The sequence below is a fragment of the Anaerobacillus sp. QJM3NY_32 genome (assembly GCF_056173645.1).
This window is the reverse complement of record NZ_CM149684.1, coordinates 2,806,408-2,821,679: the sequence shown is the minus strand read 5'-3', so window position 1 is coordinate 2,821,679 and position 15,272 is coordinate 2,806,408. Positions and strand designations below refer to the sequence as shown.

Genomic DNA, 15,272 nt, shown 5'->3' with positions numbered 1-15,272 from the left:
AAGAAATAGGAGGTAGAATGTAATGAGTAAAATTATCGGTATTGACTTAGGTACAACAAACTCTTGTATTGCAGTAATGGAAGGCGGAGAAGCTACTGTTATCCCGAACCCGGAAGGTAGCCGTACAACTCCATCTGTCGTTGCATTTAAAGATGAAGAACGTCTAGTAGGTGAAGTTGCGAAGCGTCAAGCAATCACAAACCCAAACACAATTCAATCCATTAAGCGTCATATGGGTACTGATCATAAAGAAGACGTTGAGGGTAAATCATTTTCTCCTCAAGAAATTTCTGCGATCATTCTTCAGAAGCTAAAATCTTACGCTGAAGATTATCTTGGTGAAGGCGTTGAAAAAGCGGTTATTACAGTGCCTGCTTACTTTAACGATGCTGAGCGTCAAGCAACAAAAGATGCTGGTAAAATCGCTGGACTTGAAGTAGAGCGTATTGTAAACGAACCAACTGCTGCAGCGCTTGCTTACGGTCTTGATAAAGAAGATGAAGATCAAACAATCCTAGTATTTGACCTTGGTGGCGGTACTTTTGACGTATCAATCCTTGAACTTGGCGGAGGCGTATTTGAAGTTAAGTCTACTGCTGGTGATAACCGTCTTGGTGGTGACGACTTTGACCAAGTTATTATCGATCATCTAGTAGCTGAATTTAAGAAAGATACTGGTGTTGACCTAGGTCAGGATAAGATGGCACTTCAACGTTTGAAAGATGCTGCTGAAAAAGCGAAGAAAGATCTTTCAGGCGTAGCACAAACTCAAATTTCTCTTCCATTTATCACAGCGGATGCTTCAGGTCCTAAACACCTTGAGCTTAACCTAACTCGTGCTAAATTCGAAGAGCTTTCTGCAAATCTTGTAGAGCGTACAATGGCACCTACTCGTCAGGCTCTTAAAGATGCTGGAATGTCTCCATCTGAACTTGATAAAGTAATTCTTGTTGGTGGATCTACTCGTATTCCTGCAGTACAAGATGCGATTAAGAAAGAAACAGGACAAGATCCACACAAAGGCGTTAACCCTGATGAAGTCGTTGCACTTGGTGCAGCAATTCAAGCTGGTGTTATTGCTGGAGATGTGAAAGACGTTGTTCTTCTTGACGTAACTCCACTTTCTCTTGGTATTGAAACAATGGGTGGCGTATTTACGAAGCTTATCGAGCGTAATACAACGATCCCAACTAGTAAGTCACAGACTTTCTCAACTGCAGCTGATAACCAACCTTCAGTTGACATTCATGTTCTTCAAGGTGAGCGCGAAATGGCTCAGTATAACAAGACTCTTGGTCGCTTCCAGCTGACTGATATTCCTCCAGCACCACGAGGAACTCCGCAAATCGAAGTATCATTTGATATCGACAAAAACGGTATCGTGAACGTTCGCGCGAAGGATCTTGGTACGAATAAAGAACAGTCTATTACAATCAAATCTTCAAGCGGTCTTTCAGATGACGAAATTGAAAACATGGTGAAAGACGCTGAAGCTAACGCTGAAGAAGATAAGCAGCGTCGTGAAGAAGTTGAAACACGTAACGAAGCTGATCAGCTCGTATTCACTACTGATAAAACTCTAAAAGACCTTGAAGGTCAAGTAGAGGAAGAAGAAGTGACAAAAGCTAATGAAGCAAAAGATAAAGTGAAAGCAGCTCTTGAAAATGATGACATTGAAGCAATTCGCACTGCGAAAGATGAGCTTCAAGAAATCGTTCAAGCCTTATCAATGAAAGTCTATGAGCAGGCTGCACAAGCTCAACAGGCTCAAGCTGGCGAAGAAGGCGGAGCTGAACAAGCAGATGATAACGTCGTTGATGCTGAGTATGAAGAGGTAGACGACGACAAAAAGTAAGAAGATGATACGAAAAAAAGTCAAAGTCAGGCGTATCTTGACTTTGACTTTTTTCGTTTAAAATGAAATGCAAACCATTCAATTCCATATAATACGTATGCTAAGAATGTTGTTTGCAGTTGAACAATAACTAATCACAGGTCACGTTTTCTCCATACTTGAAAAATTCTAAAAATCGGGTGGAAGCGACGTATCATGGTAATATTCACCAATTAACTTTTGGGTTATTATCCAACTTTGCCCAATTTGCTATTAGCGTTCACTGGTGCTTACGATAGAGTATTGCAGAGCGTATAAACTCAATGATATGATAAACGTTATGTGAAGAGAATCGGGAGTGGATACGATGAGTAAACGAGATTATTATGAAGTGCTGGGCGTAAGTAAGGATGCTTCTGATGCCGAGCTGAAAAAAGCTTATCGAAAGCTTGCTAAGCAATATCACCCAGACATCAACCAGGAGCCGGGTGCAGATGAGAAGTTTAAAGAAGTAACGGAAGCTTATGAAGTATTAAGTGACTCTCAGAAAAAAGCTCAGTACGATCAGTTTGGGCACGCAGATCCAAATCAAGGATTTGGTGGCGGAGGAGCTGACTTCGGTGGCTTTGGCGACATTTTTGATATGTTCTTTGGTGGCGGAGGTCGCCGTAATCCAAATGCTCCGAGACAGGGTGCTGACCTTCAGTATTCAATGGAACTAACTTTTGAAGAAGCAGCATTTGGTAAAGAGACGGATATCTTTATTCCAAAAGAAGAAGAATGTTCAACATGTGATGGTTCTGGCGCAAAACCAGGAACTTCACCTGAAACTTGTTCACACTGTGGTGGAGCTGGTCAATTGAATGTGGAGCAAAATACTCCGTTTGGCCGAGTAGTTAATCGTCGCGTGTGTCATCATTGTGAAGGTACAGGCAAACTTATTAAAGATAAGTGTAAGACGTGTCGCGGTAAAGGGAAAGTTGAAGTTAAAAAGAAAATTCACGTTAAACTCCCTGCAGGAATCGATGAAGGTCAACAAATCCGCATAACTGGAAAAGGGGAAGCTGGCGTTAACGGTGGACCTCCAGGAGACTTATTTGTAGTTGTTTATGTGAGATCACATGACTTTTACGAACGTAGTGGCGATGATGTGTTATGTCAAATGCCGATCACCTTCTCACAAGCAGGTCTTGGAGATGAAATTGAAGTGCCGACCCTTCATGGTAAAGTGAAGCTTAAAGTGCCAGCTGGTACACAAAGTGGAACTAATTTCCGTCTAAAAGGGAAAGGTATTCAGAACGTACGTGGTTATGGCCAGGGAGATCAACATGTTAAAATTCAAGTGATTACTCCTAAGCACTTAACTGATCGACAAAAAGAGCTTCTACGAGAGTTTAGTGAAATTTCCGGACAGGTACCTGACGAACAGCATGAGAATTTTTTCTCTAAAGTGAAAAAGGCGTTCAAAGGAGAATAAGTAAGGTGAAAGCTGGTAACAGATTGCAGGCTACTACTTCAAGTGGCCTGCCTGTTTCCTTTCCGAAAAAAAGGATCCAAAAGAGGAGTGGGCAATGAATGAAATGGTCTGAGATAAGCATTCATACGACAAACGAAGCAATTGAAGCAGTATCAAACATTCTACATGAAGCAGGTGCCAGTGGGGTAGTCATTGAAGACCCAATGGATCTTGTGAAAGTATGGGATACTACTTTCGGAGAGGTTTATCAGCTCAATCCAGATGATTATCCTGAAGAAGGCGTTATCTTGAAAGCTTACTTGCCTGTCAATAGTTTTCTTGGTGAAACGGTTGAACAAATTAAAGAAGCGATTAATGGACTACTTGTCTATGATATTGATTTAGGGCATAACACTGTTCAAATCAGTGAAGTGAATGAGGAAGAATGGGCTACAGCGTGGAAAAAATATTATAAACCTGTCAAAATATCTGAACGAATTACGATTACACCCACATGGGAAGATTACAAGCCTGTCACAACAGATGAAATTATTATTGAGCTTGATCCTGGCATGGCTTTCGGTACAGGAACACATCCGACAACGGTATTGTGTGTTCAAGCGCTTGAAAAAATCATTGAGCCGGGTCAGCGTGTGATTGACGTTGGTACGGGGTCAGGTGTTTTAAGTATCGCGGCTGCTAGTCTTGGTGCTGAATCAGTTGATGCTCTTGACCTTGATGAAATAGCTGTTAAAAGTGCTGCGTTAAATACTAAATTAAATAAAGTTCATCACAAAATTAATGTCAGTCAAAATAATCTTCTTGAGGGTATTGATGAAACTTACGATGTCATTGTCGCTAATTTACTTTCAGAAATTATTATTCGCTTTACAGACGATGTGGCTCGCGTCCTTAAACCAGGTGGTGCATTTATCACCTCGGGTATTATCTCTGCGAAAAAGCAGGAAGTAAAACAGTCGATCATTGAACAGGGTCTTATCATTGAAGAAACGCTCCAAATGGAAGATTGGGTTGCGTTTATTGCCAGAAAACCCCACGAGTAAGGAGGTAGAACGATGCAACGATATTTCATTTCTGCCTCTCAAGTTCAAGACGATCACGTTACTATTGAAGGGGAAGATGTGAAGCACATTTCGAAAGTGATGAGAATGACAGTGGGTGACAACATCATATGTTGCACTGAAGACGGTAAATCAGCCCTATGCGAATTAGAAGAAATTAATTCGGACTTAATCAAAGCTGTTCCATTAGAATGGTTGGAAGAACAAAAGAAACTCCCTGTTCATGTTACAATTGTTCAAGGACTGCCTAAAGGAGATAAACTAGAAACAGTCATACAAAAGGGCACAGAACTAGGTGCAGATCAGTTTATCCCTTTTAAAGCTGAGCGTTCTATTGTAAAATGGGATGAGCAAAAAAGCGCTAAAAAGTTGCAAAGGCTAAAAAAAATTGCAAAAGAAGCGGCTGAACAATCCCATCGAACAACCATTCCATTGATTGAAATGCCTCATTCCATTTCATCACTTATTAAAGCAAGTGAGTCTTATGATTATAAATTAATTGCTTATGAAGAGGAAGCGAGAGCAGGAGAAACTGCTGCGCTTGTTCAAACGCTTCACGAGGCAAATGTGAATGACCGAATAATGGTCGTATTTGGACCAGAGGGCGGACTTTCAGATAATGAAGTAGCCAGTTTAATTCAAGCTGGTTTTGCTTCATGTGGACTTGGTCCAAGGATTTTGCGAACAGAAACGGCTGCTATGTACGTGCTGGCAGCAGTTTCTTATCATTTTGAACTAATGAGGTGATTATATGCCTTCAGTTGCTTTCCATACATTAGGCTGTAAAGTAAACCATTACGAAACGGAAGCGATTTGGCAATTGTTTAAAGATCATGATTATGAACGCGTTGAGTTCGATCATGCATCGGATGTTTATGTTATTAATACGTGCACAGTAACGAATACTGGGGATAAAAAAAGCAGACAGGTTATTCGTCGTGCGATTCGTAAAAATCCTGATGCCGTCATTTGTGTAACAGGTTGTTATGCTCAAACTTCACCTGCAGAAATTATGGCTATTCCTGGAGTGGATGTTGTTGTAGGAACTCAGGATCGCGTTAAAATGCTTGATTACATTGAACAGTATAAGCGCGAACGAGAGCCTGTAAATGGCGTAGGCAATATTATGAAAGCGCGTGTATATGAGGAGCTTGAAGTTCCGGCTTTTACAGATCGCACCCGAGCTTCTCTTAAAATTCAAGAAGGTTGTAACAATTTCTGTACTTTCTGTATAATTCCTTGGGCAAGAGGCCTTCTCAGATCTCGTGAACCGGAAGCGGTCATTTCACAAGCTCAACAGCTTGTTGATGCCGGTTATAAAGAAATCGTTCTAACAGGTATCCATACAGCAGGTTATGGAGAGGATTTGAAAGATTACAACTTTGCTCAGCTTCTTCGTGACCTTGATGCTAAAGTAAAAGGTCTTAAGCGAATTCGGATTTCTTCTATTGAAGCCAGTCAGGTAACTGATGAAGTGATAGAAGTATTGAATCAATCTGAAAAAGTTGTTCCGCATCTTCATATACCGCTTCAATCTGGATCCAATACAGTACTACAGCGAATGAGAAGAAAGTATACAATGGAAATGTTTGGTGAGCGCTTAGAGCGTTTGAAAAAAGCACTTCCAGGATTAGCAATTACGTCCGACGTTATTGTCGGCTTTCCTGGTGAAACAGATGAGGAATTTAAAGAGACATATGACTTTATTGCAAAGCATAAATTCTCAGAACTTCACGTTTTCCCATTTTCAAAGAGAACAGGTACGCCTGCAGCTCGGATGGAAGACCAGGTGGATGATGAAGTTAAGAACAAGCGTGTTCATCATTTAATTGAGCTTTCAAATCAACTTGCGAAAGAGTACGCATCCCATTATGAAGGTGAAGTGCTTGAGGTAATTCCGGAAGAGAAGTACAAGGATGACCCAGAATCAAACTTATTCGTTGGTTATTCAGCGAATTATATGAAAGTAATCTTTGAAGCATCTGAAGAAATGATTGGAAAAATTGTTAAAGTGAAAATTACTAAACCTGGATATCCTTATAATGAAGGTCAATTTGTTCGCGTTATGAACGAGGACGAGCCAACTGCTGCAGTTGCTTCATTTTAAGCTATTAACTTAACCTAACTAAAACAGAATCGGAAGGATGACTATCATGAATAAAGAACTAGCAAAAATGATTGATCACACAGCACTAAAACCAGATACTAGCAGAGCGCAGATCGAAAAGCTTTGTGAAGAAGCAAGAGAATTTAATTTTGCTTCAGTTTGCGTTAATCCTACTTGGGTTTCCCTCGCAGCGGAAATGTTGCAAGGTGCTGAAGCTAAAGTTTGTACAGTAATTGGTTTCCCTCTAGGAGCCGTTACAACAGAAACAAAAGCCTTCGAAACAAATGATGCGATTCAAAAGGGTACTACTGAAGTAGATATGGTTATTAACATTGGTGCACTTAAAGACGGAAATAACGACCTTGTAGAGCAAGATATCAAAGCTGTTGTTGAAGCGGCAAAAGGTAAGGCGCTTGTTAAGGTAATTATTGAGACTTGTCTTCTAACTGATGAAGAAAAAACACGCGCGTGTGAGCTTTCGGTAAAAGCTGGGGCTGACTATGTTAAGACATCAACTGGTTTTTCAACTGGTGGAGCTACAGTTGAAGATATTAAACTAATGAGAAATACAGTTGGGCCGAACATTGGTGTGAAAGCTTCTGGAGGAGTTCGCGACCTAGAAGGTTCTCAAGCAATGATTGATGCAGGAGCTACACGTATTGGAGCTAGTGCTGGAGTCAAAATTGTGCAAGGTGAAACAGCAGATACGGATTATTAATATAACGACCCCATTACTTCTATTAACAGAAGTGATGGGGTTTTTTAGATATTATGAAGGAGAGGGAATATCGTTTTGCTCAGTAGATAATAAGGTGACAGTCAATTGAACTAAGCCTGAGAATTTATGCTGAATTCGCTAGCTTTATATTAGATTGTTTTTTGAGTGTACCCTTTCTATGGATAGTGCTAACAAACCAGTTACAGGTAAAAAGAGTAATGAAGACAAGACGTTAAAGAGGATAGAAACGTGAGCAAGTTGAACGTCAGGAAAGGAAGTGAGGGTAGAAGCTATCGTGCCAAAAATCCCTATTAACGGATAGAAGATGACTACACCTATAATGTTTATCCAAACGTGAGCATAAGCAGCAAGTTTAGCTTCTGCACTGCTTCCAATACTTGCTATGACCGCTGTGATACAAGTGCCGACATTCGCTCCATAAAGGATGGCGATCGCTGAGGAAAGAGTAAGTAAGTCCTGATTAATAAAGCTCATTGTAATTCCCGTTGTTGCTGTACTTGATTGGATGACTGCAGTTAATAATGTCCCAATTCCAATACCATACATAAGATTTGAATTCGTATTATGGATAACATCTTTAATAAATGATAAAGTCGATAAAGGTATAGCAAGTGCTTCTAGCCCATGCATAGCAACGAAAATGCAACCTAAGCCGAACAGAACTGTTCCAATGCTGAAAAGCAGCTGTTTTCTAACTTGAAGCAAGATAAAGCCGCTCAATAATAGCGGTATGACAAGTTGATCAGGATTAAGAGTCATTAATTCAGCTGTAATGGTAGTCCCAATATTCGTGCCAAGAATAATTCCAATTGACTGTCTAAAGGTAAGCAGCTTAGCAGCAATTAAGCTTATTGTAATGACCATCACAGCAGAGCTGCTTTGTAACAGGGCTGTTATAACAGCGCCGGTAATAAGTCCGCGTAAAGGCGTTGAAGCAGCCCGATAAAGCCATGTTTGTAGCCTGGAACTGGAGATGGTATTTAGTCCAACGCGGAGCACAGCCATTCCAAAAAGAAAAATACTAATGAAGACGATGAAAGATGCAATATATTGACTCAATTTAGCACTTCCCCTTTCCATTGAAAGTTTATGGACAGGATCCGTGTTACATGCTCGTTTTTTCTCATTGCTATGGAAAAAGTTTTCATTATAACCATCGCTCATTCAAATAGTTAAATTTACACTTAGTTGCGGTTTTAAAGCAATTATGTGTGAAAAACAAAAAATCTTTAATAAGACTAAAAGAAATAAAATATACGAAAGAAATGTTGATAAACAGGACGGGATGTATTATAATTGCAGGTGACATGTCTTTGTTAGAAAGTCATGTGTTATGATTGTCTATGTTTTGGAGGGAGGGATAGAGATGGCGGAAACTCGCGTGCGTAAGAACGAGTCGATCGATGATGCTCTGCGTCGCTTCAAGAGAACGGTTTCTAAAGAAGGCACTATGGCTGAAGTAAAGAAGCGCAAGCACTATGAAAAGCCAAGTGTAAAGCGTAAAAAGAAATCTGAGGCAGCAAGGAAAAAGCGTAAGTTCTAAGAGAGGGTGTTAGGTCAGTGAGTCTAAATGACCGTTTAACAGCAGATATGAAAGTAGCGATGAAGAACAAAGAGAAGAACAAACTATCTGTTATTCGGATGGTGAAATCTTCAATTCAGAATGAGTCCATTAAATTGGGTCATGATCTAACTGAAGAGGAAGAACTTACCGTTCTCACTCGCGAAGTCAAGCAACGTAAAGACTCCCTCCTTGAATTTGAAAAAGCTGGCCGAAGTGATCTTGTGCAGAATCTCGATGAAGAGCTGTCGATTTTATCTGTCTACCTGCCGAAACAACTCTCTGAAGAAGAAGTTGACCAGATTGTTCAGAAAGTTATTTCTGAAACTGGCGCGTCTTCAAAGAAAGATATGGGTATGGTAATGGGTGCGCTAATGCCTCGAGTAAAAGGCAAAGCGGACGGCGGACTTGTTAATCGTCTTGTACAAAAAAACTTATCATAAAGTGATGCTGTCACTTTAGAAGATTATCTGTTTTCTAAAGATGACTAGTTGAAACAATCAGACCTTAAGGCGTGACTGGGTGTTCACTTCCCTGTTAAAGAGAAGAAGAACTTAGTTATGCATTAAGTGTTGGATAAATATGATCAAGCGCAAACACGCCCTGTATGAACAGGGCGTGTTTTTTTTATCAACGCTCGCTCATACATACGATACAAGTAAAAAGGAAAAATAGTTATGTTATATTTCAAAGAATTTTGATCCATATGCCATTTCAAACTAGTATTTTCTAAATCCTTTTGTCATACTAAAGATATTCTTCTACATAAAATTGAAACTTCATGATGATCTCATTCGTATACTTAGGAAGTTGGAGGGAGGGATTACTATCGGAAAAAACATAGTCAGGTTTTTAGTGTGTATTTGCTTCATGATGATGGTTTTTCTTCCGTTCTTTGGGGAGTTAGTTTTGGGTGAAGGCGAAGGAGATCTCGTTACATTTATACCTGTGGAGCAGGAAGTGGAGCGGGGGTTGGAAGCATTTCTAAAACGGTCGATCCAGGATGCGGAGGACCAGGGAGCTGATCACATTGTGTTAGAAATTAACACGCCTGGAGGGGCTGTGAATGCGGCTGATAATATTGCCAAGATTATAAAAGCATCAGATGTTCCGATTACAGCATATGTTACGAATCGAGCACTTTCAGCTGGCGCTTATATTGCTTTAAATGCGGATCAGATTATTATGGAACCAGGAGCGCTTATGGGATCGGCTGCTATTATTGATCAATCTGGCAATACGGCAGGAAAGAAAGCAGAGTCTTTCTGGCATGCGGCTATGAAGTCGGCCGCAGAACTTAATGATCGAGACCCAAAGTATGCGCTAGCAATGGCTGATCCTGATGTAGATCTTCCGGATTATAATGCACCTAAAGGTGAGCTTTTAACGCTTAACGATCAGGAAGCTGTGAAAGTTGGATATGCCGAAGGGACTGCAGAAGATCGCACAGAACTACTAAGCGTTCTAAATCTTAAGGATGCCGAAGTAAGTGATGCCGAAGTTAGTATTGCAGAGAGAATTGCACGCTTTGTTACAAATCCTATTATTATTCCCATCTTATTATCTATAGGGAGTTTGGGACTTGTATTGGAACTATATTCACCTGGATTTGGAGTACCAGGATTTATGGGAGCGGGTGCTCTTCTACTGTTCTTCTTTGGTCATATGATTGCTGGTTTTGCTGGATGGGAATCTCTTCTTCTATTGATTGTCGGAGTTGTGCTGATCATCGTCGAGATATTCATCCCTGGCTTTGGAATATTCGGCGTTTTTGGGGCGGTAGGTGTTGTAGCAAGTATTGTTCTTGCTTCAGGACAATCGATGCAATACGTTTTAATTGCGGTCCTTATTGCCGTTGCAGTTACAATTGGTGGTTCTTATCTGTTCATTCGGCTGTTCGGCTATCGTGGCTTCTTCAAAAAAATTGTTCTTTCTGATTCAACGAAGTCAGAATTTGGGTATGTCTCAAATGCTACTCGGGAAGAACTGCTTGGAATGGAAGGTGTAGCGGTGACTCCGCTTAGACCATCGGGCATAGCGGAGTTTGGAGACGAACGTCTGGACGTTGTAACGGAGGGGAGTTTCTTAACAGCTGGGACAGCAGTAAAGGTTGTAAAAACAAATGGATCTAGAGTCATTGTAAGAGAAAATAAATAGTTTAAATCAGGGAGGAAAATTATGGATACTGGAACGTTAGGTTTATTAGTTATAGTAGGGTTAGTTATTATTGGTTTAGCGATTCTTTTCACGTTTGTACCTGTTATGTTGTGGATTTCAGCATTAGCAGCTGGTGTGCGAGTTAGTATTTTCAATCTTGTGGGGATGAGATTACGTCGAGTTATTCCATCACGCGTTATTAATCCGTTAATTAAAGCTGTAAAAGCGGGACTTGAGTTAAGTACAAATCAATTAGAAAGCCACTACCTTGCTGGTGGTAACGTTGACCGTGTTGTTAATGCGTTAATTGCAGCGCACCGCGCGAATATAGAACTGAGCTTTGAACGAGGAGCTGCGATTGATCTTGCGGGTAGAGATGTATTAGAAGCTGTGCAAATGAGTGTTAACCCGAAAGTGATTGAAACCCCTTTTATCGCAGGTGTTGCGATGGACGGAATTGAAGTAAAAGCAAAAGCAAGAATTACAGTGCGTGCTAACATTGACCGCCTTGTAGGTGGAGCTGGTGAAGATACTGTTATTGCTCGAGTAGGCGAAGGTATTGTTAGTACAATTGGTTCTTCTCAAAATCATAAGAAGGTACTTGAGAACCCAGATATGATTTCTCATACGGTTCTTTCCAAAGGGTTAGATGCAGGTACGGCATTTGAGATTCTCTCGATCGATATTGCTGACATTGATATCGGTAAAAACATCGGTGCGGTTCTACAAACGGATCAAGCTGAAGCAGATAAAAATATTGCACAAGCGAAAGCTGAAGAGCGTCGTGCGATGGCTGTTGCCCAAGAGCAAGAAATGCGCGCTCGCGTAGAGGAAATGCGTGCTAAAGTTGTTGAAGCAGAGGCTGAGGTACCGATGGCAATGGCTGAAGCCCTAAGAGCTGGTAATATTGGAGTAATGGACTATATGAATTTAAAGAACATTGAAGCAGATACAGATATGCGTGACATGATCGGGAAACCGAATCAGGAAGAAGATGAGGATGATCGCTAAACTGTTTCCTAAGTCCTGTGGTGGAGGTGATCTTGTTGGATAATCTGATTGAACTGCTTCTAAATAATTTTGTTTTTGTGTTGGTCGCTATTGGGGGAATTATTAGTTTCCTTAAGCGAATGGGCAGTGAGGAAGAAAAACAGAAATCGAAGCCCACTGCTAACAATCGCCAGCAATCACAAAGACGGAGAGAGCAGGGAAATACCGCCTCAGGCCGTTCAGAGTATAATGGGATAGGGGAAGAGGGAACTCCTCAATCTGAGACTGTCAGTGCTTATCAAGAAGCTCTAGGACGGATGGCGAAGCGGGAGAATCGATATTCAGAGAACGATATTAAAGTTCAAAAGAATGTGAAGCAAACTTCTTATAAGAATGATAAGAATCTTTCGATAAATAAGAAGAATGTAAGGGATGGTATAATCTGGTCGGAAATCCTTGGGCCGCCGCGCTCAAGAAAACCGCATCCCTCGATGATAAGCATGAAACAGATGAAGAAATAAAATGTTCAAAAGACGCCGATTGGCGTCTTTTTTTTGTTGGAGCGCGATCATTCATTTTAAGTTTGCATAAGATGAGAACAGGATTTTTAATCAAATGTAAGTGGGATAGTTTTGCGATTCTTTTCATAAAGATGAAGGGAGAGGGGGGAGCATCCATGGCAAAGTGGAAGCATGGTCTAAAAAGCTGGTTAACCCGAAGGTTAGAGCTTCCTGCAGATGCAGTCATGGATTTACCACGAATAACCATGGTAGGGCAGCTGCATATCTACATAGAGAATCATCAAGGTGTTTTAAAATTCTCTAATGAAGAAGTTCGCCTCCTTCTTAAGAATGGCCAATTGTTGATTAAAGGAAAAGATTTTATGCTTAAGACAATTCTTCCAGAAGAGATACTTCTTGAGGGTAAAATTGAACATGTTTCTTACCTTGATCGACCTAATAACTGATGAGAAGCCTTATGATATCCTTGGGCTGACTATACAGGAGGCTGCTATGAAGGAATACTTACGAGAACTTTTTTCAGGATTTGTTCGAATTAAAGTAGTGGGTTCTTATTCAGAACTCTTTATTAATCGGTGTATTGAGTACAACATACCAATTTGGGATATTGTTCGTTTGGATAAAGATACTATTATTCTTTCGCTCTATACTTCTGATGTAAAGAGAATTAGGCCGCACTTAAAGAGGACAAGGTGTAGAATTCGAATTCATGAAAGAAAAGGTTTTCCATTTGTAATTAAAAGGATCATATATTCTAGAGGCTTTCTCAGTGGAGTAATTGGATGTTTAGTATTGATATTCATTTTATCAAACATGGTTTGGTCTATTACAGTAAATGGTGCTACACCTGAAGTGGAGCATAAACTAAAGCAGGCAGCAGTCGAGCTAGGAGTAAAGAAGGGTAAATTTATCTTTCAATTGCCTTCTAATCAAGAGCTTCAGCGCGAGATTACAGAGAGTTTAGAAGAAATTACGTGGGTTGGTGTTAAGCAAAGCGGGACTACCTATCATTTCGAAGTTGTGCAAAAACAGCTTCCTGAAAAAGAACCTGCGCTAAGTCCGAGGCATATCGTTGCGAATAAGAAAGCGATCATTACAAAAATGTATGTTGAGGAAGGTCAGGCGCAGGTAGAGGAAAACACATATGTCAAACCGGGTCAATTGCTTATTTCAGGCTTTATTGGAAAAGAAGATAAGAGTGAACTTGTTCCTGCAAGAGGCGAAGTTTATGGAAAGACGTGGTATGTAACTAATGTTTCCATTCCACTTGAATCTACTTTTCAAACAAACACAGGAGAATCAGAAAGGAAATACGCGATTGGATTGTTTGGCTTACGCATCCCAATATGGGGCTTCTCTAAACCAGATTTTGAACACTACGAAGAGCTCAAAAGAGAGACTGATTTTCATTTTTTGAAGTGGGAAATCCCGATAGCTTTTCAAACGACAGAGGTGCTGGCAACAAAGGAAGTGACAAGAAAATACACAGAAAAAGAAGCACTGAATGCGGCGCGTAGTGTTAGTCGGGAGGACATCCTAAATAAAACCTCCAAAGAAGCTGAAATTAAAGAGGAAAAGATTTTGCACCATGAGGTAGAGAATGGTAAAGTAAACGTAAAGATACACTATGAAGTAATAGAAGAGATCGGGAAAGACATACCGATTATTCAAGGAGATTGATGGCTATTGGCAGAATCTTATGTTGATCTTACATTGCAGTTAGAAAATTCTAATGAAGCTCAAAGCTTATTTGGTCCTGGCGATGAGCATTTAAAGATAATTGAGGAATCACTTGAAGTTTCACTTGTTACTCGTGGAGAAGGCATATCCGTAAAAGGTAATGAAGAAACCATCGCCATGGTAAAGGAAGTTGTCCACACACTTCACACCCTTATAAAACGCGGAGCAAGTATCTCAGGGAGAGATGTCGTTTATGCTTGTCAACTTGTTCAACAGGGAATGCTAGATCAGCTTCTTGAACTTTACCAAGAAGAAATCACAACGAACGCTAAAGGGAAACCGATTAAAGTTAAGACGCTGGGACAGCGTCATTACGTTTCGGCTATGAAGAAAACCGATCTGGTATTTGGGATTGGGCCAGCTGGAACTGGCAAGACGTATCTTGCTGTTGTAATGGCGGTAACAGCTCTCAAGTACAACCAGGTGAAGAAAATTGTGCTAACTCGTCCAGCAGTTGAAGCTGGAGAGAGTCTTGGGTTTTTACCAGGGGATTTGAAGGAAAAGGTGGACCCATACTTACGTCCATTGTACGATGCGCTTCATGATGTACTTGGTGTTGAACAAACGACGCGCTTAATTGAACGTGGCACGATCGAAATTGCTCCACTTGCCTATATGAGAGGTCGGACGCTTGACGATAGCTACGTTATCTTAGATGAAGCACAAAATACAACTTCTCAGCAAATGAAAATGTTCTTAACACGATTAGGATTTGGTTCTAAAATGGTCATCACTGGAGATATAACGCAAATTGACCTTCCGAAAGGTAAAGAATCAGGCCTTGCTGCTGCCGAAAAAATCCTTAAGAGAGTAAAAGACGTTTCATTTATTTACTTACAGCAAACGGATGTGGTCCGGCACCCATTAGTTCAACGAATTATTGACGCATACGAGCATGAAACGAAATAAGCTTTCAAAGGCCCGTGAAAAACGGGTCTTTTTTTAGCCTTTAAGAATTCAACAAGATACCTTTATCTTTTATGTTTTCATCAAGTTGAACTGCTAGCAATCAGTTTAACTTATTGTGAGATTCCGCTCCATTTATTAGGGAATTCTGATAAAATATGAAGAAGAGTAGTAGAGGC

The 15,272-nt window shown here is 40.5% G+C and carries 15 protein-coding genes; 14 read left to right on the top strand and 1 reads right to left on the bottom strand.

The window, feature by feature from the left end:
• Positions 1-22: 22 nt before the first annotated feature.
• The 6 genes from dnaK (at position 23) to deoC (ending at position 7,197) form a co-directional block, all read left to right on the top strand.
• Entirely contained in the window at positions 23-1,855 is a 1,833-nt protein-coding gene (dnaK, locus tag AC0VYH_RS14850) for a molecular chaperone DnaK (protein ID WP_194219500.1), read from the top strand.
• Positions 1,856-2,201: 346 nt separating this feature from the next.
• Positions 2,202-3,311, top strand: coding sequence for a molecular chaperone DnaJ (gene dnaJ, locus AC0VYH_RS14845; RefSeq protein ID WP_194219501.1), 1,110 nt, complete (start codon positions 2,202-2,204; stop codon positions 3,309-3,311).
• Between the two features lie 98 nt (positions 3,312-3,409).
• Positions 3,410-4,354: a 50S ribosomal protein L11 methyltransferase gene (prmA, locus tag AC0VYH_RS14840; protein ID WP_194219502.1), complete on the top strand. Its 945-nt coding sequence runs from the start codon at positions 3,410-3,412 to the stop codon at positions 4,352-4,354.
• 12 nt (positions 4,355-4,366) lie between these two features.
• Positions 4,367-5,119, top strand: a complete 753-nt coding sequence (locus tag AC0VYH_RS14835; protein WP_430244184.1) for a 16S rRNA (uracil(1498)-N(3))-methyltransferase — start codon at positions 4,367-4,369, stop codon at positions 5,117-5,119.
• Positions 5,120-5,123: 4 nt separating this feature from the next.
• Positions 5,124-6,479 (top strand): tRNA (N(6)-L-threonylcarbamoyladenosine(37)-C(2))-methylthiotransferase MtaB, encoded by a 1,356-nt coding sequence (gene mtaB, locus AC0VYH_RS14830; protein ID WP_194219504.1) that lies wholly within the window; start codon positions 5,124-5,126, stop codon positions 6,477-6,479.
• 46 nt (positions 6,480-6,525) lie between these two features.
• On the top strand, positions 6,526-7,197 hold the full coding sequence (gene deoC / locus AC0VYH_RS14825; RefSeq protein WP_475372684.1) for a deoxyribose-phosphate aldolase: 672 nt from the start codon (positions 6,526-6,528) through the stop codon (positions 7,195-7,197).
• A gap of 144 nt (positions 7,198-7,341) precedes the next feature.
• On the opposite strand, the gene AC0VYH_RS14820 is transcribed toward deoC, so the two are convergent.
• Positions 7,342-8,277: a Na/Pi symporter gene (locus AC0VYH_RS14820; protein WP_430244190.1), complete on the bottom strand. Its 936-nt coding sequence runs from the start codon at positions 8,275-8,277 to the stop codon at positions 7,342-7,344.
• 307 nt (positions 8,278-8,584) lie between these two features.
• Between AC0VYH_RS14820 and rpsU the strand changes: the two genes are divergently transcribed.
• The 8 genes from rpsU (at position 8,585) to AC0VYH_RS14780 (ending at position 15,096) form a co-directional block, all read left to right on the top strand.
• The gene (gene rpsU, locus AC0VYH_RS14815) at positions 8,585-8,761 is read left to right on the top strand and encodes a 30S ribosomal protein S21 (protein WP_048312787.1); all 177 of its coding nucleotides are present in this window, start codon (positions 8,585-8,587) and stop codon (positions 8,759-8,761) included.
• A 17-nt stretch (positions 8,762-8,778) separates the two neighbouring features.
• Positions 8,779-9,222, top strand: coding sequence for a GatB/YqeY domain-containing protein (locus tag AC0VYH_RS14810; RefSeq protein ID WP_194219507.1), 444 nt, complete (start codon positions 8,779-8,781; stop codon positions 9,220-9,222).
• A gap of 427 nt (positions 9,223-9,649) precedes the next feature.
• Positions 9,650-10,936, top strand: a complete 1,287-nt coding sequence (locus tag AC0VYH_RS14805; RefSeq protein WP_475372683.1) for an NfeD family protein — start codon at positions 9,650-9,652, stop codon at positions 10,934-10,936.
• Positions 10,937-10,957: 21 nt separating this feature from the next.
• Complete coding sequence (gene floA / locus AC0VYH_RS14800) at positions 10,958-11,947, top strand: flotillin-like protein FloA (RefSeq protein WP_430244195.1); 990 nt, start codon at positions 10,958-10,960, stop codon at positions 11,945-11,947.
• Positions 11,948-11,982: 35 nt separating this feature from the next.
• Positions 11,983-12,447 carry a hypothetical protein gene (locus AC0VYH_RS14795; RefSeq protein WP_475372682.1) on the top strand — a complete coding sequence of 155 codons (465 nt, stop codon included), beginning with the start codon at positions 11,983-11,985 and terminating at the stop codon, positions 12,445-12,447.
• A 155-nt stretch (positions 12,448-12,602) separates the two neighbouring features.
• On the top strand, positions 12,603-12,893 hold the full coding sequence (yqfC, locus tag AC0VYH_RS14790) for a sporulation protein YqfC (protein WP_194219511.1): 291 nt from the start codon (positions 12,603-12,605) through the stop codon (positions 12,891-12,893).
• A gap of 46 nt (positions 12,894-12,939) precedes the next feature.
• The gene (yqfD, locus tag AC0VYH_RS14785) at positions 12,940-14,127 is read left to right on the top strand and encodes a sporulation protein YqfD (RefSeq protein ID WP_475372681.1); all 1,188 of its coding nucleotides are present in this window, start codon (positions 12,940-12,942) and stop codon (positions 14,125-14,127) included.
• A gap of 6 nt (positions 14,128-14,133) precedes the next feature.
• Positions 14,134-15,096, top strand: a complete 963-nt coding sequence (locus AC0VYH_RS14780) for a PhoH family protein (RefSeq protein WP_194219513.1) — start codon at positions 14,134-14,136, stop codon at positions 15,094-15,096.
• Positions 15,097-15,272 lie beyond the last annotated feature (176 nt).

Coding starts and splice junctions, on each gene's coding strand:
- AC0VYH_RS14805 (WP_475372683.1), top strand. CDS start 9,650: ATGATGATGGTTTTTCTTCCGTTCTTTGGGGAGTTAGTTTTGGGTGAA.
- yqfC (WP_194219511.1), top strand. CDS start 12,603: ATGGCAAAGTGGAAGCATGGTCTAAAAAGCTGGTTAACCCGAAGGTTA.
- mtaB (WP_194219504.1), top strand. CDS start 5,124: ATGCCTTCAGTTGCTTTCCATACATTAGGCTGTAAAGTAAACCATTAC.
- AC0VYH_RS14835 (WP_430244184.1), top strand. CDS start 4,367: ATGCAACGATATTTCATTTCTGCCTCTCAAGTTCAAGACGATCACGTT.
- deoC (WP_475372684.1), top strand. CDS start 6,526: ATGAATAAAGAACTAGCAAAAATGATTGATCACACAGCACTAAAACCA.
- dnaJ (WP_194219501.1), top strand. CDS start 2,202: ATGAGTAAACGAGATTATTATGAAGTGCTGGGCGTAAGTAAGGATGCT.
- rpsU (WP_048312787.1), top strand. CDS start 8,585: ATGGCGGAAACTCGCGTGCGTAAGAACGAGTCGATCGATGATGCTCTG.
- floA (WP_430244195.1), top strand. CDS start 10,958: ATGGATACTGGAACGTTAGGTTTATTAGTTATAGTAGGGTTAGTTATT.
- dnaK (WP_194219500.1), top strand. CDS start 23: ATGAGTAAAATTATCGGTATTGACTTAGGTACAACAAACTCTTGTATT.
- yqfD (WP_475372681.1), top strand. CDS start 12,940: ATGAAGGAATACTTACGAGAACTTTTTTCAGGATTTGTTCGAATTAAA.
- prmA (WP_194219502.1), top strand. CDS start 3,410: ATGAAATGGTCTGAGATAAGCATTCATACGACAAACGAAGCAATTGAA.